At 71.6% G+C, this 21,641-nt stretch carries 17 protein-coding genes; 9 read left to right on the top strand and 8 right to left on the bottom strand.

Annotated features, from left to right (window positions below):
- Positions 1 to 63 precede the first annotated feature (63 nt).
- The 4 genes from ACFVH5_RS13175 to ACFVH5_RS13160 form a co-directional block, all read right to left on the bottom strand.
- Positions 64 to 1,308 (bottom strand): DUF6545 domain-containing protein, encoded by a 1,245-nt coding sequence (locus tag ACFVH5_RS13175; protein WP_385833648.1) that lies wholly within the window; start codon positions 1,306 to 1,308, stop codon positions 64 to 66.
- Between the two features lie 79 nt (positions 1,309 to 1,387).
- Positions 1,388 to 2,584 carry an MAB_1171c family putative transporter gene (locus ACFVH5_RS13170; protein ID WP_385833647.1) on the bottom strand — a complete coding sequence of 399 codons (1,197 nt, stop codon included), beginning with the start codon at positions 2,582 to 2,584 and terminating at the stop codon, positions 1,388 to 1,390.
- A gap of 3 nt (positions 2,585 to 2,587) precedes the next feature.
- A complete protein-coding gene (locus ACFVH5_RS13165; RefSeq protein ID WP_385833646.1) occupies positions 2,588 to 3,127 on the bottom strand; it encodes a toxin-antitoxin system, toxin component in 540 nt (179 codons plus the stop codon).
- A 734-nt stretch (positions 3,128 to 3,861) separates the two neighbouring features.
- Positions 3,862 to 5,943 carry a DUF1996 domain-containing protein gene (locus ACFVH5_RS13160; protein ID WP_385833717.1) on the bottom strand — a complete coding sequence of 694 codons (2,082 nt, stop codon included), beginning with the start codon at positions 5,941 to 5,943 and terminating at the stop codon, positions 3,862 to 3,864.
- A 756-nt stretch (positions 5,944 to 6,699) separates the two neighbouring features.
- On the opposite strand from ACFVH5_RS13160, the gene ACFVH5_RS13155 reads away from it, so the two are divergent.
- Together ACFVH5_RS13155 and ACFVH5_RS13150 are read left to right on the top strand one after the other, a co-directional pair.
- The gene (locus tag ACFVH5_RS13155; RefSeq protein ID WP_385833645.1) at positions 6,700 to 6,936 is read left to right on the top strand and encodes a DUF6296 family protein; all 237 of its coding nucleotides are present in this window, start codon (positions 6,700 to 6,702) and stop codon (positions 6,934 to 6,936) included.
- 105 nt (positions 6,937 to 7,041) lie between these two features.
- Positions 7,042 to 9,843, top strand: coding sequence for a SpoIIE family protein phosphatase (locus ACFVH5_RS13150; protein ID WP_385833644.1), 2,802 nt, complete (start codon positions 7,042 to 7,044; stop codon positions 9,841 to 9,843).
- A gap of 66 nt (positions 9,844 to 9,909) precedes the next feature.
- Here the strand turns inward: ACFVH5_RS13150 and ACFVH5_RS13145 are convergent, their stop codons facing one another.
- On the bottom strand, positions 9,910 to 11,448 hold the full coding sequence (locus ACFVH5_RS13145; RefSeq protein ID WP_385833643.1) for an MFS transporter: 1,539 nt from the start codon (positions 11,446 to 11,448) through the stop codon (positions 9,910 to 9,912).
- A gap of 543 nt (positions 11,449 to 11,991) precedes the next feature.
- Positions 11,992 to 12,363: a helix-turn-helix transcriptional regulator gene (locus ACFVH5_RS13140; RefSeq protein ID WP_385833642.1), complete on the bottom strand. Its 372-nt coding sequence runs from the start codon at positions 12,361 to 12,363 to the stop codon at positions 11,992 to 11,994.
- 347 nt (positions 12,364 to 12,710) lie between these two features.
- On the opposite strand from ACFVH5_RS13140, the gene ACFVH5_RS13135 reads away from it, so the two are divergent.
- Complete coding sequence (locus ACFVH5_RS13135; protein ID WP_385833641.1) at positions 12,711 to 13,055, top strand: ANTAR domain-containing protein; 345 nt, start codon at positions 12,711 to 12,713, stop codon at positions 13,053 to 13,055.
- A 93-nt stretch (positions 13,056 to 13,148) separates the two neighbouring features.
- On the opposite strand, the gene ACFVH5_RS13130 is transcribed toward ACFVH5_RS13135, so the two are convergent.
- A complete protein-coding gene (locus ACFVH5_RS13130; RefSeq protein ID WP_385833640.1) occupies positions 13,149 to 13,886 on the bottom strand; it encodes a PaaX family transcriptional regulator C-terminal domain-containing protein in 738 nt (245 codons plus the stop codon).
- Positions 13,887 to 13,990: 104 nt separating this feature from the next.
- On the opposite strand from ACFVH5_RS13130, the gene ACFVH5_RS13125 reads away from it, so the two are divergent.
- The 5 genes from ACFVH5_RS13125 (at position 13,991) to ACFVH5_RS13105 (ending at position 19,261) form a co-directional block, all read left to right on the top strand.
- Positions 13,991 to 15,661 carry an acyl-CoA dehydrogenase family protein gene (locus tag ACFVH5_RS13125; RefSeq protein WP_385833639.1) on the top strand — a complete coding sequence of 557 codons (1,671 nt, stop codon included), beginning with the start codon at positions 13,991 to 13,993 and terminating at the stop codon, positions 15,659 to 15,661.
- Positions 15,662 to 15,766: 105 nt separating this feature from the next.
- Positions 15,767 to 15,976 (top strand): heavy-metal-associated domain-containing protein, encoded by a 210-nt coding sequence (locus tag ACFVH5_RS13120; RefSeq protein WP_385833638.1) that lies wholly within the window; start codon positions 15,767 to 15,769, stop codon positions 15,974 to 15,976.
- A 167-nt stretch (positions 15,977 to 16,143) separates the two neighbouring features.
- Positions 16,144 to 17,994, top strand: coding sequence for a hypothetical protein (locus ACFVH5_RS13115; RefSeq protein WP_385833637.1), 1,851 nt, complete (start codon positions 16,144 to 16,146; stop codon positions 17,992 to 17,994).
- Between the two features lie 44 nt (positions 17,995 to 18,038).
- Positions 18,039 to 18,452: a hypothetical protein gene (locus ACFVH5_RS13110; protein WP_385833636.1), complete on the top strand. Its 414-nt coding sequence runs from the start codon at positions 18,039 to 18,041 to the stop codon at positions 18,450 to 18,452.
- 32 nt (positions 18,453 to 18,484) lie between these two features.
- Positions 18,485 to 19,261, top strand: coding sequence for a hypothetical protein (locus ACFVH5_RS13105; RefSeq protein ID WP_385833635.1), 777 nt, complete (start codon positions 18,485 to 18,487; stop codon positions 19,259 to 19,261).
- Positions 19,262 to 19,300: 39 nt separating this feature from the next.
- Here ACFVH5_RS13105 and ACFVH5_RS13100 read toward each other — a convergent pair whose 3' ends face one another.
- Positions 19,301 to 20,338, bottom strand: coding sequence for a LacI family DNA-binding transcriptional regulator (locus tag ACFVH5_RS13100; RefSeq protein ID WP_385833634.1), 1,038 nt, complete (start codon positions 20,336 to 20,338; stop codon positions 19,301 to 19,303).
- A 133-nt stretch (positions 20,339 to 20,471) separates the two neighbouring features.
- On the opposite strand from ACFVH5_RS13100, the gene ACFVH5_RS13095 reads away from it, so the two are divergent.
- A complete protein-coding gene (locus tag ACFVH5_RS13095; RefSeq protein WP_385833632.1) occupies positions 20,472 to 21,629 on the top strand; it encodes a Gfo/Idh/MocA family protein in 1,158 nt (385 codons plus the stop codon).
- Positions 21,630 to 21,641: the final 12 nt, after the last annotated feature.

The raw sequence follows: 21,641 nt of genomic DNA, 5'->3' as shown, positions 1-21,641 counted from the left end.
CTCCCCCGGTCCGGCCGCCCGTTGATCGAACCATGAGCGGGCCGGCCCACCGCCTCGGACCCGTCAGGCCCTGTCGCGGTCGTGGTCGTGATCGCGGTCACGGTCACGGTCACGGTCACGGTCACCGGCAGGGTCGTGCGCGTGACCGTCGTGGCCGTGGCGTGCCTTGTGCCAAGCCGTCCACTGCCGCGCCGCCCGCAGCCGGGCCTCGGCGACGACGGGCGAGGACGACAGGGCACGGGCCAGCTGCACCATCAGCTGGGGCTGCGCCACGGACCGCAACCGGCCCACGTCCGAGGGAAGTTCGGCGTCGGGGCCCACGGAGACATGCACCCTGGCCGCCGCGAGCATGGCCGCCTCGGCCACGATCTCCGCGTGATCCAGCGCCACCGCCCTGTGGACCTCGTTGTCGAGGTAGGGCGAGCAGACCAGGACTCCGTCCAGGATCGTGATCTCCTGCTGGACCAGGCGTACCACGGGAAGATCCCACCAGTGGGTGTCGGCCACCGGTGCCCGCAGGTCGCGCAGTTCGAGCCAGAGCGGCCTCAGGAGCCGGCACCGCCGCCAGGCACGGAAGTTGTCCGCGGTGGAGGGGCCGACGCGCGGCAGCGCGAAACCGGCGGCGACGGTGACGCCCGCGACCGCCACGAGGGGCGGTGAGAGGCTCGTGGAGAGGAAGTCCCAGTCGAGGCCGCCCCAACGGGCGCCGATGGCAAGGTACTTGGCGATCTGGTACGACAGGTCGAAGAGCACGCCGACGGCGATCAGTGTCAGGCCCTTGCGGGTGAGGTCCCGCACCTTCCGCAGCCAGGCCAGGCACATGCCCGCGAGGGCGGCGGTCGCCGCCGTGTGGGCCACCAGGTACAGCAGGATCATCTCGCGCATGTACGGCGTCCTGGCGTAGTACGTGTCCAGGTCCCGGGTCCGTTCCACGGGTACGTCAGCGAGGGCGAAGAGCGTGACGATCCCGATGATCACCAGCCCGTAGACGCCGACCACGAGGCGGGACGCGCGGGCGACGCGCCCGGGCTCTCCGCCCCTCCAGGCGATCATCAGGACGAGGTAGCAGGCGCTGAGCGCGGACATCCCCGAGTAGACCAGCGGCGCGGAGAAGTTGGCGATGCCGGTGAGGCCGTTGACGACGACGATGGTGGGCGGCGCGGACAGCATGCACACGAGCGCGCCGATGAGCAGGACCGAGATGCTCGCGGCCATCAGGGGGTCGCGCCAGGCCCCCCGCATGGCCGGCAGGTTGAGAACGGCCGTGACGAGAAGGATCACGCCGGGGATGTAGAAGACGACGTCCACGACTTCACCACCCTTCCGCGGCCACTGGGGGCGGTGCGGCGGTGGTTGTCGATCACGGGGTTCGAGTGGTTCGAGAGGTTCATGTGGGGGACTTCTCGCCGTCCGCGGCCGGGACGGCGGTACCGCTCTCCCGGGCCGCCGCGACGATCGGGGACGACCGCAGCGCGACCGACACGCCCACGGGTGCGGTACGCACCTCGCTGATCTCGGAGTGGTCGGGCAGGACACGGGAGCCGGCGGGCAGGCCCCGGACGGCCGCGCGGACCGCGGCGGCGACCATCGCCGCATGACCGATCCGGGCGGCCTCGTCGTCGGTGTGGCCCGCGGCGACCGCCGCGGCCCGCGCGCGCGTACGGACCCCGGTGTCGAACCACGGCGCCACGAGGCTCAGCCCGTCCTGGATGCCCGCCTCGCGCTGGGTGAGGCGGACCTGGGGCGAGGAGTACCACGGGATGGGGCCGGCGAGCGGTGTACGGGGCGAGGCGCGTCCGAGTTCGCGCCACAGGGAGCGGAGCTTGCGGTGGGTCTTCGCCGCCCGCCAGTTGGAGACCGCCCAGGGACCCACGAGGGGCATCAGGAATCCGACGGTGGCGCACGGCGCGGACAGCGCGGAGAGCAGTGGCGCCAGGGTCGTACTGAGGGCTCCCCAGTCCTGACCGGCCCAGCGTGCGGCCACCGCGGCCAGTTTGAGGCCGCTGAAGGCCAGGTTCAGCAGCCAGCCGAGGACGAGGATCCACAGACCGGCCCGCAGCCAGCCGCTCACCTGGAGCGCCCAGCGCCAGCACAGCACCGTCGTGACGAGCGCGGCGGTCATGTGGGCGGCCAGGTAGAGCACGATCATCTCGCGGATGAACGGGGTCGTCGCGTAGTAGGTGTCGAAGTCCGTGTGCCGGTCCACCGGGGCGTCACCGAGGGCGAAGAGGACGACCAGCGTGACGACGACCAGCGCGTACCCGGCCTGCCAGCGCCGCGCGACACTGCGTACGTGCTCGGGCGGGCCCCCGCGCCAGTGGACGATGAGCAGCAGACAGGCGGCGCTGAAGGCGCTGATGATGCAGTACACCAGCGGGCTGGAGAAGTTGGCCGTGCCGGTGGCGTCGTTGACGGCGGTGATCGTGGGAGGCGCGGCGAAGAAGAAGCCCGCGCCGCCGAGAGCGATCACGAGGCAGACGGACCGGACGAGCGGGTCGCGCCAGTCCTTGATCAGGCCCGGCAGTTTGACGGCCAGGCCGAGCAGCGTGGCGACGGCCGGTATGTAGTAGTCCGAGGAGTCCACCGCTCAGACCTGTGGCCGTCGCTGTCCCAGTGACGCACCGATCCGGCCGGCGATCCTGCCCCGGTCCATGGCCGCGCTGTCGGGTCCGCCCTCCAGCCAGACACGGAAGCGGGTGACCGCCAGCAGTCCGAACCGCTCGGCGTCCGCCTCCTCGCGCCGGTCGAACTCGGTGCGGGCGGCCACCTTGCGTACCGGCTCCTGCAGTTCGGGGAGTTCGGCGCCGGTCGAGACCATGTGGGCCGCCACCGCCTTGCCCACGACGTGATTGCCGCAGTCCCCCTTGAGCATGTGCCACACCTCGTGGAAGAAGATCGCCAGCTGGTGCAGCGGCGTCGCCCGCTTGTCCACCACGATGAGGTCGTAGGCGGGGAGGTCGAGCCACAGGCCGCTGGCGGTCTGGTGCGGGAACTCCTCCTTCACGAGCCGGACCTCACGGCCTCTCAGCTCGCTCACGGTCGTGACCAGCGCGGCGAACAGGACGTCGGGATCCGTGGGCACGGGCAGTGTCAGCCCGTCGACCAGCTGACCGATCAGATTCCGCATCTCTCTGGCTTTGCCTGTGCGCACTGCTCTCCCCGCGAACCTCAGCACGGGCTCCAGCGCGCCCAGCTAGGTAGGCAAATATGTCAAACCAAAGCCGAGTCGGCCACACCGAGCGGGAAGAAGTACGCGGAAGGCAGCGATCAGAAATACCGAACAAACCCGACTTGCACTGGTCTGGTCCTGGCGCATCCCTTGCGCTCGCAGCCCCCTCCGGTCCGGCAGCGGAACGCCGGCCGGCCGCCGCGCCCGCCGGGCCGCCCGGCACGGTCGCCGTCCTCGGCCGGCATCGCCCCTGCTCGCAGGGGGTGTTCTTCGGCCGGACGCGATACGTGGCGAGCGCCGTCCCTTCCCCGAACCCGTGAAGTCCACGCTTCTGCGCCCTTCGGGAAGGTCTTGATCCAGTCACTCGTCACCGCGTTGTGCCGCAGCTCACGGAGCGCACGGCTCCGGGCACGGAACAAGCGGGAGCGGTCCGCCGTTCTTCTCTACGTGGCCGCGGAGGGGACAGTGTCCCCGGGCCTCACCCAAAGCCCATGGGGAAGATCGTTCGGCTGAAGCCCCATGGAGCCGTTCGCCGAGAGGCGACCGCCCTCCGCGGACACCGCACACGGCCCCGGTTGGTCTCCCCCGTCCAGCCGGGGCCTCCTGCTGTTCACGGCCCGCACGCGGGAAGGGCGGCCGGGCCTGCCTGCGCAGGTCCGACCGCCCTCCGTGAGGTGTGTACGGCGGTGCCGCTACCTCGACCTGCTGCTGATCCGGCGCAGGAGGACGAAGCCGGCGATCACCAGCAGTCCTCCGGCCGCCGCCGGCCACAGGCTCGTACCGGTTTCCGCGAGTCCGCCCGTCACCGTCTGCGGGGCGGCCACGCCGCCCGCGTCCTCGGGTTCGGGGCCGGGTACGGCACTGCCCGCGTCCGCGCCGCCCGTGGAGCCGGCTGCCTCGCTCTGGGTCGCCGACGGTGACGTGTCCGCCTTGGGCTCGGCGTTCCCCTTGCCCTGATCGCCCTTGACCTGGTCGTCCTTGCCCTTGTCGGCGCCGCCCGCGGCCTCGGTGTTGCCGGCCGAGGGCTTGGCGGTGTTCTTGCCGCCGTTGTCCGCGGGGGTCTCGCTCTGACCGTTGTCCCCGGGCTCGTCGTCGCCGGGCTGCTCGGTACCGGGCTGCTCGTTGCCGGGCTCGTCGTCGCCCGGCTGCTCGTTGCCCTCGGTCGGGTCGGGGGCGGGAGTGGTCGCCGGCGGGTCGGTCGGCTCCTCGCCGCCACCGCCGCCGCCATTACCGCCACCGTTACCGCCGCCGCCGTTACCGCCGCCGCCGTCGTCGGCGCCGTCGCACTTACGGCCCTCGTTGATGCAGTCCACCATGTCCTTCATCAGCGCCTCGTCGAAGACGTTGATGAAGTCGCCGTGGTCGGTGACCGGCTTGTGCAGCTGCTCGGGGAAGGAGTCCACCGCGAAGAACGGCTTCGACTTGCCGCCGTCGGCCACGCTGGGCGCGTCGACGTCGTAGACGATGCGCTGCACCAGCTGCGGAATGGCCTTGAAGTCGTTCGCGCAGCTGCCGTCGGCGGCCGCGAAAGCCACGTGCGTGCGGTGGTTGGCGCTGTCGATGTTCCGGCCGTCCCAGCAGCTCTGGAACCTGAAGGTGCGGACCACGTCACTGCCCTGAGGGCAGAGGGGGTACTTGTCCTTCAGCTGCCGGTCCTCGAAGCCTGTGCAGCTCCACGACGCGTTGGCGTTGGTGGGGCCGTTGACGAACGCCTTGGCGTCGCCGGTGATGATGCGGAGCAGCTTCGGCATGGCCGTGACCTCGCCGCGCGGGCTGCCCTCGAACGACATCGTGGCCGCCTTGGGCCTGACGATCTCGCCTGCGTTGCCCTCGATGCCACCGCCCGGAGAGGCGGCGTCCTTCTCGTCGGCACCGTTCTGCAGACGCAGCACGGGCCAGAAGTACGAGGACTTGTCGCCCTGGTCCTCGCAGGACGTCTCGGCGTTCGCCAGGTCCTCGTCGCTCGCGAAGGCGTCGTTGGACTGGTTGCCGACGTAGTCGTGGAAGTGGTGGGCGCCGTTGCTGACACCGGGAGCCACGATCACGTTGTCGGAGTTGAACAGCCCGTTCTCGTTCGTACCGCACTTGGTGACGAACGAGCCCTTGGAGGCGTTGCCCTGGGCGGCCGGCTTCGACACGTTCGGCTGGACGGTGGAGATGTCCACGAAGTCGGCTGCCACGGGGCCGTTTCCGGCCTGGCCGCCGTTGCCGGGAGGCTGTTCGCCCTGCCCCTGCTCGCCACCCTGTTCCTGGCCCTGGTCCTGACCGTCGCCCTGATTCTGGTCCTGGCCGTCCTGGCCCGCGCCGTCCTCGGCGTTGTCGCCCTGGCCGTCGCCGTTCTCCTGGCCGTCCTGCCCGTTCTCCGGCTTGTCCTGGTTGCCGGAGGCGCGAAGTATGCAGGGCGCGAAGGCGTCCAGCCCCTCGGGGCGGTCGCCCACGGCGTCGATGGCCGCCACGATGCGCTCGATGGTCGCCGCTCGCTTGTCCTTGAGCGGATTCATGATCGAGTTCTGCGCGAAGGCCGCGTCCTGCTTGATCGCGTCGGCGGAGCTCTGCAGCCGCTGATAGGCCTCGGCGATCTGCTTGTCCAGGAGGGCGAGTTGCTTGTCGACCTCCGTCTTGGACCCGTCCGGCACCGCGGCCAGCTCACTGCCCACATCCGGGCAGTCGATCGTGGCGGCACCCGAGGCAAGGACCTGGTCGGTCTGGCCCGAGGTGCTCTCGGAGGCAGTGGCGTAGACGTTCGCCGCTACCAGTCCGCCTCCTCCCAGCATCAGCGCGACCGCCCCGATGGTCGCGCGTCGTGCGCCTGTTGGGCGTCTGCGCGTGTTGCGTCCCAAGGATCTACTCCTACGCTTCGTTGCCGGCGGGCATGGCAATCCCCCGCTTCATACGGAGATGAAGCTCCGAGTGTTCAGACACATCTCGGATTCATAGAAACCTCTCATGAACCAGACGTTTGCGAGACCCGTGTCCGGGCAATCACGTTTTCCTGCGGTCTGGTTGGGGAAGGGCACTCTGATGCGCTCCGCGAGGGCGCGACTGAGGGCGTTTCCACCGGTTTGCTCCGGTCAAGTCGCCGCTCCTGGCCCGCTTTTCCGTCGGCCACGGAAGAAATATGCCATCACCTTGCGCGGCGTACGCCCCTGTTGGCACGGCCGCGCCCGCACCGACCGCCGCGCCCGTCGAACGGGTGTGATCGGGCAGGCGCACGGGCCGCTGCGGGGTGGGCGGTGCCGGCAGGTGCGTAGCAGCGCGGCCGTCGTCCGACGCGGCGATGCCGGGCAGCACGATCGCCGTCCGACACGGCGATGTCGAGCAGCACGATCGCCGTCCCCGACGCGGAACGGCTCGGCGAAGCCTTTCGCCTGCGGCCCGGCGGGGCTGATCGCGCGGTTCCCCGCGCCCCTCAAAGCGAAAGGGGGCGAGCACCCGGGTCGCGGGCGCTCTGCCTGCGGCGGCATCCGGACGCATGATGGAAGTGGACGCATTTACCCGGATCTGCGGCTAGCGCGTGCACGGAGGCCGTCATGCAAACCCCGGACCGCTACCGGCTGACCTTCACCCATGGGCGATCGGGCGGCGAGGCCGTCACGGACGAGGTGGTCGTGGAACGGACCACCTCCCTCGGGCCGGGCGGCAACCCGGTCTACTGCGACCCCACCGGCATCCTGCGCGCCGAGATCAGCCGGACGGGAGAGGTGCGGATGCTCGCCAGCGGCGGCCATCAGTCACCGCTCGCGCCGTCCGCCGAGCCGCTGCCCTGAGTGCCCCGTTTGTGCCAGAGGTCTGGGCCACCTGGGCCGGACCTTCACGCGCCGCACCAGGGGCGCCCCTCGCCTCCTGGCCCCCGGCAGTGTAGACATGAGCATATGGTCCGATTCTTGGGTCGATCCCGGGCCCGGTCGACCTCCCGCCCCAGCGGCCTGCGCGCGCGACGCAGGCGTGACCGCCCCGTCCGAACACACGGGCGGCGGACACCACAGGTGCCCCACCGGCCGGCCGGTCGGCAGGGAGCGCAGGACGGCGGGCACCCGCCCGGGTCCGCGGGCGCGCGGTCGGGGCTGGGCGGACGCAGCGTCGCGAGCCAGGTCTTCCTGCTGCAGGTGGCCATCGTGCTGCTGCTGGTCGTGGCCGCGGCCGGTGCCCTGGTCCTGCAGGTGCGCCACGACAGCACGACTGAGGCGCGGAACCGTTCCCTGGCCGTCGCCGAGACGTTCGCCAACGCTCCGGGCACCCGCGAGGCGCTGAGCGCCCCCGATCCCACGGCCGTGCTCCAGCCGCGCGCCGAGGCGGCCCGCGTGGGGTCCAAGGTCGACTTCGTCGTGGTGATGAACACCGACGGCATCCGCTACACCCACCCCAAGCCGGACCGGATCGGCAAGAAGTTCGTCGGAACCCTCGCTCCCGCGCTGGCGGGCACATCCTTCACCGAGGAGATCACCGGCACCCTCGGGCCGCTGGTGCAGGCCGTGGTGCCGATCAAGGCCGACGACGGCACGGTCGTGGGCCTGGTCTCGGCGGGCATCACGACCGAGAACGTGGGAGGGGTCGGGGACCGCCAGATGCCCCTGCTGCTGACCGCCGCGGCGGCGGCCCTGGCACTGGCGCTGGGCGGCACGGCCCTGGTGAGCAGACGGCTGCTGCGCCAGACCCACGGCCTCGGACCGTTCGAGATGACCCGGATGTACGAGCACCACGACGCGGTGCTGCACGCCGTCCGGGAGGGAGTGCTCATCGTCGGCGGCGAGGGCACGCTGCTGCTCGCCAACGACGAGGCACACCGCCTGCTGGACCTCCCGGAGGACGCCGAGGGCCGTCATGTCCTCGAACTCGGCCTGGACGCCGGCACCGGCGCCCTGCTGGCCTCGGGACACGTCGTCAGCGACGAGGTGCGCCTGGTCGGAGACCGGCTGCTGGCCATCAACCAGCGGCCCACGGACCTCAAGGGCGGCCCCGCGGGCAGTGTCGCCACGCTCCGCGACTCGACCGAGCTGCGCGCCCTGTCCGGCAGGGCCGAGGTGGCCCGGGAACACCTCAAGCTCCTGTACGACGCCGGGGTGGGCATCGGTACGACCCTGGACGTGACCCGGACCGCCGAGGAACTGGCGGAGGTCGCCGTCCCGCGGTTCGCGGACTTCGTCACGGTGGATCTGGCCGCGGCGGTGCTGAGCGGCGAGGAACCGGACGCGGGCACCTCACTGCGCCGTACGGCGCTGAGCGGGATCCGCAAGGACGTTCCCCTGTACGCGGTGGGTGAGCGGATCGGGTTCATCGCCTCCACCCCGCAGGCGCAGAGCCTCGGCACCGGCGAGGCCGTGGTCGCGCCCGCGCTGAAGGAGGCGCACGGCTGGCTCGCCCAGGACCAGGAGCGCACCGCGCAGGTCGTGGAGTACGGGATCCACTCGCTGATCACGGTCCCCCTGCGGGCGGGGAACCTGGTGATGGGGGTGGCGAACTTCTGGCGCTCCGAGAAGCCCGAGCCGTTCGACGAGGAGGAGCTGGCCCTCGCCGAGGAGCTGGTCGCGCGGGCCGCGGTCTCCATCGACAACGCGCGCCGCTACACCCGCGAGCACACCATGGCCGAGACCCTCCAGCGCAGCCTGCTGCCCCGCAATCTGCCCGAGCAGAGTGCCCTGGACATCTCCTACCGCTACCTTCCCGCACAGGCGGGGGTGGGCGGCGACTGGTTCGACGTGCTGCCGCTGTCGGGCGCCCGGGTCGCGCTGGTCGTCGGCGACGTGGTGGGCCACGGCCTGCACGCGGCGGCCACCATGGGGCGGCTGCGCACGGCGGTGCACAACTTCTCCGCGCTCGATCTGCCGCCCGACGAACTGCTGGGGCTTCTCGACGAACTGGTCGGCCGGATCGACCAGGACGAGGCGACGGAGGACGGCAGCGCCGCGATCACCGGTGCCACCTGCCTGTACGCCGTCTACGACCCGACCACCCGGCAGTGCATCGTGGCCCGGGCCGGCCACCCGCCGCCCGCGGTGGTCCGCCCGGACGGCAGTGTCGACTTCCCCGAGGTGCCCGCCGGGCCGCCGCTCGGTCTCGGCGGTCTCCCCTTCGAGACGGCCGAACTGAAGCTGGAGGAGGGCAGCAGGCTCGTCCTCTACACGGACGGGCTCGTCGAGGACCGGGAACGGGACATCGACGTCGGTCTCGAACTCCTGCGGACCGCCCTGACCGGGGCCGACCGCTCCCCGGAGGACACCTGCCAGGCCGCCCTGGACGCCCTGCTGCCGCCCCGCCCCAGCGACGACATCGCTCTGATCGTCGCGGGCACCCGCGCGCTCGGCGCCGACCGCATCGCCGAGTGGCGGGTGCCGTCCGACCCGGCGGCCGTCGGCGAGATACGCGCCTCGGTCACCCGGCAGCTGACGGAGTGGGACCTGGACGACCTGGCGTTCACGACGGAGCTGATCCTCAGCGAGCTGGTCACCAACGCGATCCGGTACGGCAACGGCCCCATCGAGGTCCGTATGCTCCTCGACCGCAGCCTGATCTGCGAGGTCTTCGACGGCAGCAACACCTCACCGCATCTGCGGTACGCGGCCTCGACGGACGAGGGCGGCCGGGGCCTGTTCCTCGTCGCCCAGCTCACCGAGCGCTGGGGCACCCGCTACACCCCCGCGGGCAAGGTCATCTGGACGGAACAGCCGCTCTCCTGAGCCGAGCCGTCTCCCGTGCGGAACGGTCCGCCGAGCGGTGTGCCGAATGGTGTGCCGAACGACCGCTCACGGCTTGCCGTTTCCCTGGAGGCGCTCCAGGTCGTCGGGGCGTACCTGGATGACGAACAGCGCGACCAGGGCCGCGAAGAGGGCGAAGATCGCGGCGATGACGAAGGCGTGCGAGATGCCGGACGTCAGCACCTGGTCGCCCCACGGCGACGGGAGTTCGCCGGTCCTGCGGAACCGCAGGCGCTGGGCGGGGGTCGCCTGGGCCATGAACGCGCGGATCTGGTCGGCGGCCTCGTTGCGACTGGCCGTGCCGAAGACGGTGACCAGTACGGACAGGCCGAGCGAACCGCCCACCTGCTGGGTGGCGTTGAGGATTCCGGAGGCCGCTCCCGCCTCCTGGGGCGCCACGCCCGACACCGCCATCAGCGTCAGCGACACGAAGTTCAGCCCCATGCCGAAGCCGAAGACCAGCATGGGCCCGAGGATGCTGCCCGCGTAGGTGCTGTCGACCTCGGTCAGGGTCAGCCAGGCGAGGCCGACGGCCGACAGGACGGAGCCCACCGTCATGAACGGCTTGGGACCCCATCTGGGCAGCAGCTGCGAGGCGATCGCGGCGCCCACCGCGATGACGGCGCTGACCGGCAGGAAGGCGAGGCCGGCCCGCAGCGGGCTGAAGCCGAGGACGTTCTGCACGAAGAGCGTCAGGAAGAAGAACATGCCGAACATCGCCGCGGCCAGGCTCAGCATGATCGCGTAGACACCGGCGCGGTTGCGGTCGCGGAACATCCACAGCGGCGTGATGGGCTGCCTGGACCGGCTCTCGACGAAGATGAACGCGGCGAGGAACACCACGGCCGCCACGAACGCCCCCACGGTCAGACCGTCGCTCCAGCCCTCCTCCGAGGCGCGGATGAAGCCGTAGACGAGCAGCACCATGCCCACGGTGGAGGTGAGCGCGCCGAGGACGTCGAAGTGGCCCGGCATCCGTTCGGACTCCCGGATGTAGCGGGGCGTCGCGAGCGCGATCAGCAGGCCGATGGGGATGTTGACGAACAGGACCCAGCGCCAGTCCAGCCACTCCACGAGCAGGCCGCCCGCGAGCAGGCCGATCGCGCTGCCGCCGGCCGAGACCGCGGCGAACACTCCGAACGCCCTGTTGCGCTCGGGTCCTTCGCGGAACGTGGTGGTGATCAGCGAGAGGGCCGTCGGGGACGCGATGGCGCCGCCGACACCCTGCAGGGAGCGTGCCGCGAGCAACTGCCAGGACTCCTGGGACAGTCCGCCGAGCAGGGAGGCGAGCACGAAGAGCAGTACGCCGAAGACGAAGACCCTGCGGCGGCCGAGGATGTCGCCGAGCCGGCCGCCGAGCAGGAGCAGGCCGCCGAACGTCAGCGTGTAGGCGTTGACCACCCACGACAGGTTCTCGGTCGAGAAGCCGAGCGAACTCTGGATGTGCGGGAGGGCGATGTTCACGATGGTGATGTCGAGGACCACCATCAACTGGCACGAGGCGATGACGAGGAGTGCGATTCCGCTGCCGTGGCCCCGCTCCGGGGACTTGGCAGTGTCGGAAGGTGTCGCGTGTGAGCCCGTCATGGGATCGGCCTGTGTTCTGGCGGTGTCCGGTTCCGGACGACCGCTGTACCGACGTTAGCCCCGGGCTCCCGACCCCACCAGTCGATCACCGGGCCCCCGGGCGGCGCCCGGGACGGCCGTCTGAACGCGGGCTCTCACGGTGGAGCGTGGTGCCCCGCCCCGCTCGGTCCGGCACTCGCCCCGCTCAGTCCTCGCCCCTGACGATGTTCCCCTCCGGCTCCGCGGAAGTGCGGCGGGTGTCCCGGTCCGCTGTCGCCGGAAGGCAGAAGCGCACGCCTCCCACCCGGCGCCGCCTGGCCTGCGCCCACCCGGTCTCCGGGCGACGGACGATGTCCTGTGTGCTGCCGTACGCGGTCACGACTCCTCACATTCCTGCCGCACACCGGTCCCGCCGAGGGCCGGGTCTGCGTCATGTTGCTGCCGTTTGTCGTCCACCGGTGCCGGGTCCCCAGCAGCGGTGCCCGGAAACCCGGCCGCGTCCGGGCCGTGTCCGAATCGCGTCCCCGCCGCGCCCGCCGGTCCCCCGTACGGGTGGAACCGGGGTCAGTGGCCGGTTCGGGGGTCCTGCTCGTGGGCCGGGTCCACCGGCGGCGACGGGGGCCTCGCGTCGCGCTCCGCGTCGTGCTGGTCCAGCAGCGCCAGGAGATCCGCGACCGACAGGCCGGCGTCGGCCGGGTGGCGCAGGATCGTCCCCGGCTCGATGCGGTATTCGTTGCTGCGCCCCTGCCGGGTGTGGGTGAGATAGCCACCCTGCTCCAGATCGGAAATGATCTTCTGCACGGCACGCTCGGTCAGCCGGCAGCGCGCCGCGATGTCCCGGATGCGGGTGCTCTGGTTCTCGGCGATCGCGGCCAGCACCCGGGCGTGGTTGGTGAGGAACGTCCAGCCGATATGTGTCTCAGGTACTTCACCCATGACCGCCAGCATACGACCTGTCATTCACGCAAACCAAAGGGTGAAAGAATTTTCATGCATCACTTGACGTGTGAAGGTTTGGAGGCGGAATCTGGAGGAGACAGTGACGGTGGATGCCCCGGGAGCGGCTGCCATGTCGGAACCAACGCTTCATGCCCAGGTCGGCGGTTCGTACACGGCCTCCCACGGAGGACCGTCCGGCCACGCGCGCGAGCACACCCCCACAGTTGTGAAGATCGAGACGCGCCGCGCGGGTGAGCGGACGGCCGTCGTTGCGGGCGGCGAGACCGAGAGGGACGCCTGCCCGGCGCTGCGGCACCAAGCACGGCACACGGGAGGAGAGTTCGTTGTCCGGTGACGCCACGGAGACCGTCGACATCATCGACGCCGCCGACGCCGAGCGGAGTCTGCGCGTCGAGGTCCTCCAGCTGAGACGCGCCATGCAGACACGGCCGGTCATCGACCTGGCCCGCGGAGTTCTGATGGCGTCCTTCGGGCTGAATCCCGAGGAAGCGTGGAGCGTACTCGTCATGGTCTCCCAGAACGCCAACACCAAGCTGTCCCACCTCGCCGAGGGAACGGTGGCCGCCGTCACGGGCGAGCCGCTGCCCGAGGCCCTGCGGCAGCAGCTGTCCGCGGCGGTCGCCGAACTCGCCGCACGCCGCTCGGCGACCCGGGAATCGGAGCCGTGAACTCGGGAGACGTCCGGCGGAAGTCGAGCCAGGCGCTTCGAGAGCCGCTTCGACAGGCACCTCACCCGGTGAACGGTCACGTACCCCGTGGCCTCACAGCGCCGCCAGCACCTCCGCGCGGTAGTCGGTGTAGACCGCGCGCAGGGCGGGGGCCGGCCAGTTCGCCGGGAGGAGTTCGCCGGGCAGCACGGGGTCGGTGACCAGATGCCGTACGACCGCGGCGAACGCGGCGAACCGGTCGGCCGGGCGTGCGGTACGGGCCACGTGCGCCAGCAGGGAGTCGGCGGTGTCGGCCCAGCCGTCGAGCGGCCAGAGGCTCTCGGCCAGCGTGAGCGAAGGCCGCTCCGGCCGGGCGGTGAACCGCTCGGTGAGGTTCGTCAGGCCTTCGGGCCACGGTCGCCGCAGGTTGGCCGGGCGCAGCCACACCCCCTCCCGCAGTTCCGCCAGGCGCAGGCCGGACAACTCGGCGCGCAGTTCGGCCCGTTCGGCCGGACCGCGCCCGGTGGCGGTGACGACGACCGTCTCCCACGTACCGTCCCAGTCCCGGGTCCTGGGGTGCACGGCCTCGTCCTGGCGGCGCTGCCGTTCCAGCAGCCGTTCGCTGAGCCGGTAGACGCCGTCGGCGCGCCGCAGGTCGCCCGCCGTCACCATCCGGCTGAGGGTGGCCCGCAGCGTGGAGTCCGCGATGCCGAAGGGCTCCACGCTGCGGATCAGGTCCCGCACCGGAAGCTCGGGAGGGTGGACGCCCAGCAGGAGGCTCAGGACGACCGATCGCGCGGACAGCGGGCGCAGTCCGGGGTCGGCCGGTGACCGGGGCTCGTTCATCCGCATGGACGGCATTGTGCCCGGTCGGGTGAACGGGGTCGCGACGGCGGCCTTGAAGCGAGAGTGTTACGCCATTGCTGCGACCGCAGAAATAGTGCAACACTGCGGACATGGTCCCGATACTCGCGCCGGAACAGTCCGCCACGCACGACGTCACCAACCAGGCCCCCTCCCTGGCTCCGTACGACGCGGCCGACGACGCGGCACTGCTGGAAGGGCTCCGCCGCGAGGGCGCGGGCCGGGCCGAGGAGGACATCCGCAGGCTGGGCCGTATGGCGGGCGGCGAGGAGGCCCAGGAGTGGGGCGAGCAGGCCGACCGCCATGAGCCGGAACTGCGTACGCACGACCGTTTCGGCAACCGGATCGACGAGGTCGAGTTCCATCCCGCCTGGCACCGGCTGCTGGGCACCGCGGTGGCCGAGGGACTGGCCGCCGCGCCCTGGGCCGACGACCGGCCCGGCGCCCATGTGGTCCGCACGGCCGGCGGACTGGCGTGGGGGCACACCGACGCGGGACACGGCTGCCCCACCTCGATGACTTACGCGGCCGTACCCGCCCTGCGCAAGCAGCCCGAACTGGCCGCGGTGTACGAGCCCCTGCTGGTGAGCCGCGTCTACGAACCGGGGCTGCGGGTCCCGGCCGAGAAGCGCGGACTGCTGGCGGGCATGGGCATGACCGAGAAGCAGGGCGGCTCGGACGTCCGCACCAACACGACGGCCGCCGCGCCGACCGCGGAGCCCGGTGTCCACACCCTGCGCGGCCACAAGTGGTTCACGTCCGCCCCGATGTGCGATGTGTTCCTGGTCCTCGCCCAGGCGCCGGGCGGCCTGTCCTGTTTCCTCGTGCCGCGGATCCTGCCCGACGGCAGCCGCAACACCTTCCGTATCCAGCGACTCAAGGACAAGCTGGGCAACCGCTCGAACGCGTCCTCGGAACCGGAGTTCGACAACACCGTCGCCTGGCTCGTCGGCCCCGAGGGACAGGGCGTCAAGACGATCATCGAGATGGTCAACTGCACCCGGCTCGACTGCGTGACGATGAGCGCGACGCTGATGCGCAAGACCCTCGTGGAGGCCGGCCACCACACCAGGCACCGGAGTGCGTTCGGTGCGCCGTTGATCGACCAGCCGCTCATGCGCAACGTACTGGCCGACCTCGCGCTGGAGTCGGAGGCCGCCACGACACTCACGCTGCGGCTCGCCGGCGCCGCCGACCGGGCGATCCGCGGCGACGCCCAGGAGGCGGCCTTCCGCCGGATCGCCACCGCCGTCGGCAAGTACTGGGTGACCAAGCGCGGCCCGGCGTTCACGACCGAGGCGCTGGAGTGCCTGGGCGGCAACGGCTATGTGGAGGAGTCGGGCATGCCCCGCCACTACCGCGAGGCCCCACTGCTCTCCATCTGGGAAGGGTCGGGGAACGTCAACGCCCTCGATGTGCTGCGGGCCCTCGGCCGGGCGCCCGAGACCGGCGAGGCGCTGTTCGCGGAGCTGGCCCTGGCACACGGCGCCGACGCCCGGCTGGACGCGGCCGTCATCCGGCTCAAGGACCGGCTGCGCGACCTGAGCGACCCCGAGACGGGCGCCCGCCGGCTGGTGGAGCTGATGGCGCTGGCACTCCAGGGCTCCCTCCTGGTCCGGCACGCACCGGCGGCGGTCGCCGACGCCTTCTGCGCGACCCGGCTCGGCGGCGACTGGGGACACTCCTTCGGCACCCTTCCCACCGCTTCGGACCTGACCGCGATCCTCGACCGCGCCCTGCCCGACACGGCCGCACGGAGCTAAGGGGTGTTGCTGAACGCCCCTGTCGGCGGGCGCGTATGACTTCCCGGAACCGCTCCCACAGCAGGGGCGGCAGGTGCGTGCGCACCGGGAAGAGACGAGGGATCGATGACCGAACAGCGTTACCACGTCACGGGGATGACCTGCGGCCGCTGCGCCGACAGGCTCGGGTCCGAGGTCGGCGGAGTACTCGGGGTGAACGGCGTGCACGTCGACCTCGACACCGGGTCGGTGACCGTGACGGGTGAGGCGTTCGACGGCTCGAAGGTCTGCGCGGCCATCGCGGGAGCCGGCTTCGAGGTCGCCGCCGTGCTCTGACCCTGCCTGCCGCACGCCCGGCGCGCCCTGTCCAGCCGAAAAGATGCCTTTCATCCTAACGAAGGGCACATCCGGACGGACCGCACGAGCCGGGCCCCGCGTCCACTAACTTCCCTTCCCTGCGCATGCGCCCGCACATCAGGGCGCGTCAGGGACAGAGGAGCGACGTGGCCGGAGTGAGCCTCCCGGAACATCCGTACGACCGCACGGAGGCGACCCGGCTGCTGTGCGCCGGCACGTATCAGGACGCCACCTTCCGACGGCGGGTCATCGACGAACTGGTGGTCCACCAGGAGCGTCCCGTGGCCCCGCCGCTGGGGGTCGACGTGCTTCCCGTGCTGGCGCACGCCGTGCGGATCACACGGCAGGAGTCCCGTACCGCGGGGCTGATGCTGGCCGCCTGGCTGGGGTTCCTGCTGTCCGACGTGGTGATGTTCTGGGACAGCGTCTCCGACCGCTGGGGCATCGGGGCCGAGGTCGGCATCGGTGACGTGTTCACCGCGTTCTACGCGGGCGACGACAGGCTGACCGCCGGAATGCCCATGCCGTGGTCGCAGTTCTACGCGCTCGTCGCCCTCGGCCTCTGGTTCGCCCACTCCGTGCGCGCGCAGGGCGCCGACGGCCGCCAGGCGGGCCTCCCCGCTCCGGTGGCGAAGGCCGCCGCCGGGTTCGGCGTCGCGGTGACCCTGTGCGCCGCGCTGTTCGCCGCCTTCTACTGGTGCTGGTTCGTGGCCGGGGTGCTGGACGGTGACGTACAGACGCCCTACCCGCTGCTCTTCCCGCTGCTCATCGCCCTGATCGCCTGGTGGCACGAGACCACCCAGCGCAGGGCCCTGTGCCGCTGGCTGTCCCGCTGGACCTTCCGGACGACGCCTCAACCGGACCTGCCCGCGGGCCCGTTGTACGAGGACCTGGTCGGCAGCATCCGCCGCGAGCAGACGGCCGCACTGACCCTGTACGAGCCGGACAGCCCCTTCGTCGGCATGGGCGCGCGCCGCCAGGACTGGTCCTTCGCGATGGAACTGCGCAAGCGCTCCGCTCCGCCGAACGGGTCCGACGCCCCGGACACCGGCTCCCCCTCCCCCGACGGCCCGCTCATTCCGCACCAGAACAGCGGCCCGCTCACCGCGGATGGCGCGCTCGCCATGATCGAGCCGCAGCTGGTGCGGCTGCGCGAGTCCGCCGCGCTCACCGGGAAGGACCGGCTGCGCGAGCTGGAGGTCGACCGCTTCGTCTATGTGCCGGGCGGTGTCGGCCGCGACGAACTGCTGCGCCTCGGCGGCAGCGACGACGTGCACGCCGTGCAGGCGGACGGACAGCGCGACGGTGACGGCCGGACCGTCTACGACCCCGCCCAGGTCGCCGCCCATCTCGCGGAGGCCGTGGACGAGGGCGGCGAGGGGCGGCGCGTCTTCCTCCGCGTCCGCATCGGCGCCTGGCACGAGCAGGTCGTGGTGACCGTCCTGGTCCGGGTGCACACCCAGGGCGGCATGCTCGTGATGGAGGTCGTCCCGTACGTGCTCGGGCCGGTCCGCAAGGACTTCAGGAGCGTGGACACCCTCGTGGACCGGCTGCCCGAGACCTGGGCGGCCGGTGCCGTACGCGCCCTCGGACACGGACCCGCGACCGGTGTGAGCACCGCTCTCGGCGCGCTGCGGACCCTCGCCAGGGAGATCGGCACCGGTTGGTCCGACCGGGAGACGGACCCCGACGTGCCGCGTGTCTCGCTGCGCCAACTGGCCAGCACGAACGGCCTCTCGCCGTATCAGGAGATGGACGTCACCCGGTACATCAAGACGGTCCAGGAACGCATCGTGAACGGCATGCGCGAGGCGCTGCAGTCCCACGGCTACCGCACCGACCAGTTCGAGCAGCACGTCTACCAGCTCAGTGGCGGAAGCGTCTTCGTCCAGGACATGTCCGGCGGCGCCGTCGCCACGGGCCGGCACGGCCACGCGACCGCGCACAGCAACACCACCGCAGCGGCGAACGGCACACCGCCGCGCACCGGCGCCTAGCCACCGAAACCAGAACCCGAACCCCGGCCCCGAGGAACCAGCACATGAACGACACAGGACAGCCCACCGGCGGCCGGCCCGCGCAGGACAGCGGATCAGGCAGTGTGAACATCGGCTCCATGAGCGGCGGTTCGATCGCCACCGGCAGCCACGGGCACGCGACGTCCGTCAACCGCACCGCGGCCGAGGCCGCCCTGCCGCACGAGGAACTGCTGCAGGCGGTTCGCGCCCTCCGCGCGGCCCTGCCCGTCCGGGAGCGCAGCGCCGAGGACACGTCCCTCGACGGCGAACTGGCGGACGCGGAGAGCGAGATCGTCCGCACCGGAGCGGCTCCCCCGGAGCGCCTCACCCGGCTGCTGGTGAGCGTACGGGGCTGGCTCGGATCGCAGGCCGCGGCCGCGGGGGCGGTCGCCTCGGCCACCGCCGTCGTCCAGGGCATCGCCCAGCTGCTCGGATGACGGGCCCGACGGTGACAGGAAGGACCCGCGGCATGCGGGTGTTCGACACCGAACGGCAGGAGTGGGGCGGGTCCCGGCGCGAACGCCTCTTCCACCCCGACCAGTACCTCGACGTACGGCGGCAGAAGGTCGTCCGGCAGAAGACGGCGATCGTCCTCGCGGTCGCCGGTCTCACGTTCGGCGTCTGGGCCCTGGCCTGGAAGGACGAGCCGGAGCCCTACCGGAACTTCACCGCCGCCCGGTCGGACACCGAGAAGGGGTCCTCGGACGGGTCCGGCGACGGCTCCGGGGGCGGCTCGCCGTCGGCAGAGCCCTCCGCCGCCCTGCCCGCGGGCTACGAGCCCTGGCAGGACGACGAGGGGTTCCGCGTGGCGCTCCCGACGGGCTGGGAGCGCGACAGCAGGTCCTCGCAGTTCGGCATCGACGTGGTCGACTACCGCAGCCCGGACGGCACCCGGCGGCTCCAGGTGTTCCAGCTGATGGAGACCTCCCCGTACGAGTCCTTGCAGGTCGCGCAGGTGGAGGCGCAGAAGCTCGACGGGTACGAGGCGGTCTCCCTCCAAGAGGTACCCGGCGGGGAGGGGCAGGCCGCCGAGCACGAGTACCGGGCGGACGAGATCGCGGGCGAGCAGGGCGGCGGGACCCGGCACGTGATCGACCACCGCTTCGAGGCCGCGGACGGCGAACGGTACGCGTTGGTCGCGTACGGCTCGGACGCCGACGGGCCGGACGACGAGCGGGAGCTCGTGGACACGGCGCTGCGCTGGTTCTGCCCGCCGGGCACGCAGTGCGACACACCTGCCGGCTGACGACCCACCGCTCGTCACCCCGGCGGGTCGGCACGGACCTCAGGAGGGCGCCGCGGTCGTGCCCCGCACTTCGAGGACGGGCGGGCTGAGGACGACCTGGCCCGGGCGGGCCGGGTCGGCGATCCGGTCGAGCAGGCACTGCGCGGCGCGGCGGCCGACGTCGTGGCCCGCGCTGTCCACGGTGGTGAGCCAGAGGTGGCGCAGCCGGGCGAGGTAGGTGTTGTCGTAGCCCACGAGCGAGAGGTCGCGGGGCACCTGGAGGCCCAGTTCCTCAGCGGCGGACAGCGCGCCGACGCAGGCGATGTCGTTGAAGGCGAACACGGCGGTCGGCCGCCGTTGCGCGCTGAGCAGCCGGACCGTGGCCCGGTAACCGCCCTCCTCGGTGGGATCGCCCTGTGCCACGACGGCCGTGTCGCCCAGCCCGTGTTCGCGCATGACGGCTTCGAAGCTGCGGCGGCGCAGTTCACCGACCATCCCCTGCCCGGCGATGTGGGCGATGTGCCGGTGGCCGAGCCCGATGAGGTGTTCGGTGGCGAGGCGGGCGCCGTACTCGTCGTCGTTGGCGACGATGTCCGCGCGGGGCAGCACCGGCTCACGGGCGCCCGCGACGACGGTCGGCAGCCGCCCGGCCGCCGCCCGCAGCATCTCCGGGCCGGGCAGTGTGCCGACGGCGATGAGTCCGTCGACCCGCAGGTCGGTGAACATCCGGGTGAGGTCCTCGCCCAGCCGCCGGTTCAGATGGCCGTCGGCCAGCAGCATGTGCAGGCCGTGGGCGTCCAGCAGGGAGTTGAGGCCGTCCAGCAGTTCCACGAACCAGGGGTTGCGCATGTCGTTCAGGAGCACGCCCACCATGGGGGTGCCGCCTGACCTGGCGTGGTCGAGGGCCTGCGGATGGGCGCGCCGCTCGCTGAGGCTGCGCGCGGCGGCGTTGGGCCGGTAGCCGAGCTCCTCCACGGCGGCCAGGACGGCCGTCCGCTTCTCGGGGCGCACGCGGTCGGAGCCGCGCAGCACGAGGGAGACCAGGGACTTCGACACTCCGGCCCGTTCGGCCACATCACGGATCGTCGGCGGTCTCATGAATTGGACCGTTCCACAGGCAGCGCCGGAAAGTCAAAGGGGTTGACACCTGCTGTGACGAACTCCAGTGTGATCGGAAACGGTCCTGGACCGATCCAAAAGCAGTGCACAACCGATCCGAAGAGGGACAGTCATGGGGAGTACGCTCGGCGTCGCCGTCGTGGGGTTCGGCTGGATGGGGCGGGTGCACACCCAGGCGTACGCGCGCGTGCCGCACCACTTCCCGGGGCTGTCCGTACGACCGGAACTGATCGCGGTCGCCGACGAGGTGCCCGGCCGGGCCGAGGAGGCCGCCGCGCAGTACGGCTTCGCCACGGCGGCCCGGGACTGGCGTGAGATCGCCGCCGATCCCCGGGTCCAGGCGGTGAGCGTCGCCGCGCCGAACTTCCTGCACCGCGAGATCGGCGTCGCCATGGCCGAGGCGGGCAAACACCTCTGGATCGAGAAGCCGGTCGGTCTCACCGCCGACGACGCGCGGGCCGTCGCGGGCGCCGTCGCCAAGACGGGCGTCCAGGGCACGGTCGGCTTCAACTACCGCAACGCGCCCGCCGTCGCCGCCGCCCGCGAACTCGTCGCCGCCGGGGAGATCGGCACCGTCACGCACGTCCGCATCCGCCTCTTCAGCGACTACGCGGCCCATCCCGAGGGCGCCCTGACCTGGCGTTACGAACGTGAGCGCGGCGGCAGCGGAGTACTCGGCGACCTCGCTTCGCACGGCGTGGACCTGGCCCGCTTCCTGCTGGGCGAGATCGTGTCGCTGACCGCCGACACGGCCGTCTTCGTCCCCGAGCGGGCCCGCCCCACCGGCGCCACCGCCGGCCACACCCGGTCCACCGGCGGCGAGTTGGGGCCGGTGGAGAACGAGGACTACGTGTCCTGTCTGCTGCGCTTCGCCTCCGGCGCCCGCGGTGTCCTGGAGGCCTGCCGGGTCTCGGTCGGCGAGCAGAACAACTACGGCTTCGAGATCCACGGCACCAAGGGCGCGGTCTCGTGGGACTTCCGTCGTATGGGTGAACTGGGTGTCAGCCGCGGCACGTCGTTCCAGGACCAGCCGGTCAGCACGCTGTACGTCGGCCCGGGACACGGCGAGTACGCGGCGTTCCAGCCGGGGTCCGCCAACAGCATGGGCTACGACGACCTGAAGGTCATCGAGGCGCACAACTTCCTGCGCTCCATCACCGAGGGCACGCCGTACGGGGCCACGCTGGAGGACGCCGTCCACAGCGCAACCGCCCTGGACGCCATGGCCCGTTCCGCCGAGCACGGCACCTGGGTGAGTCCGGGGAACTGAGTCTGGCATAGT

The sequence above is a fragment of the Streptomyces sp. NPDC127119 genome, from assembly GCF_042677425.1.
GTDB lineage: Bacteria > Actinomycetota > Actinomycetes > Streptomycetales > Streptomycetaceae > Streptomyces.
The sequence above is the reverse complement of the archived record's forward strand: the minus strand, read 5'-3'. Positions and strand labels throughout refer to the sequence as shown.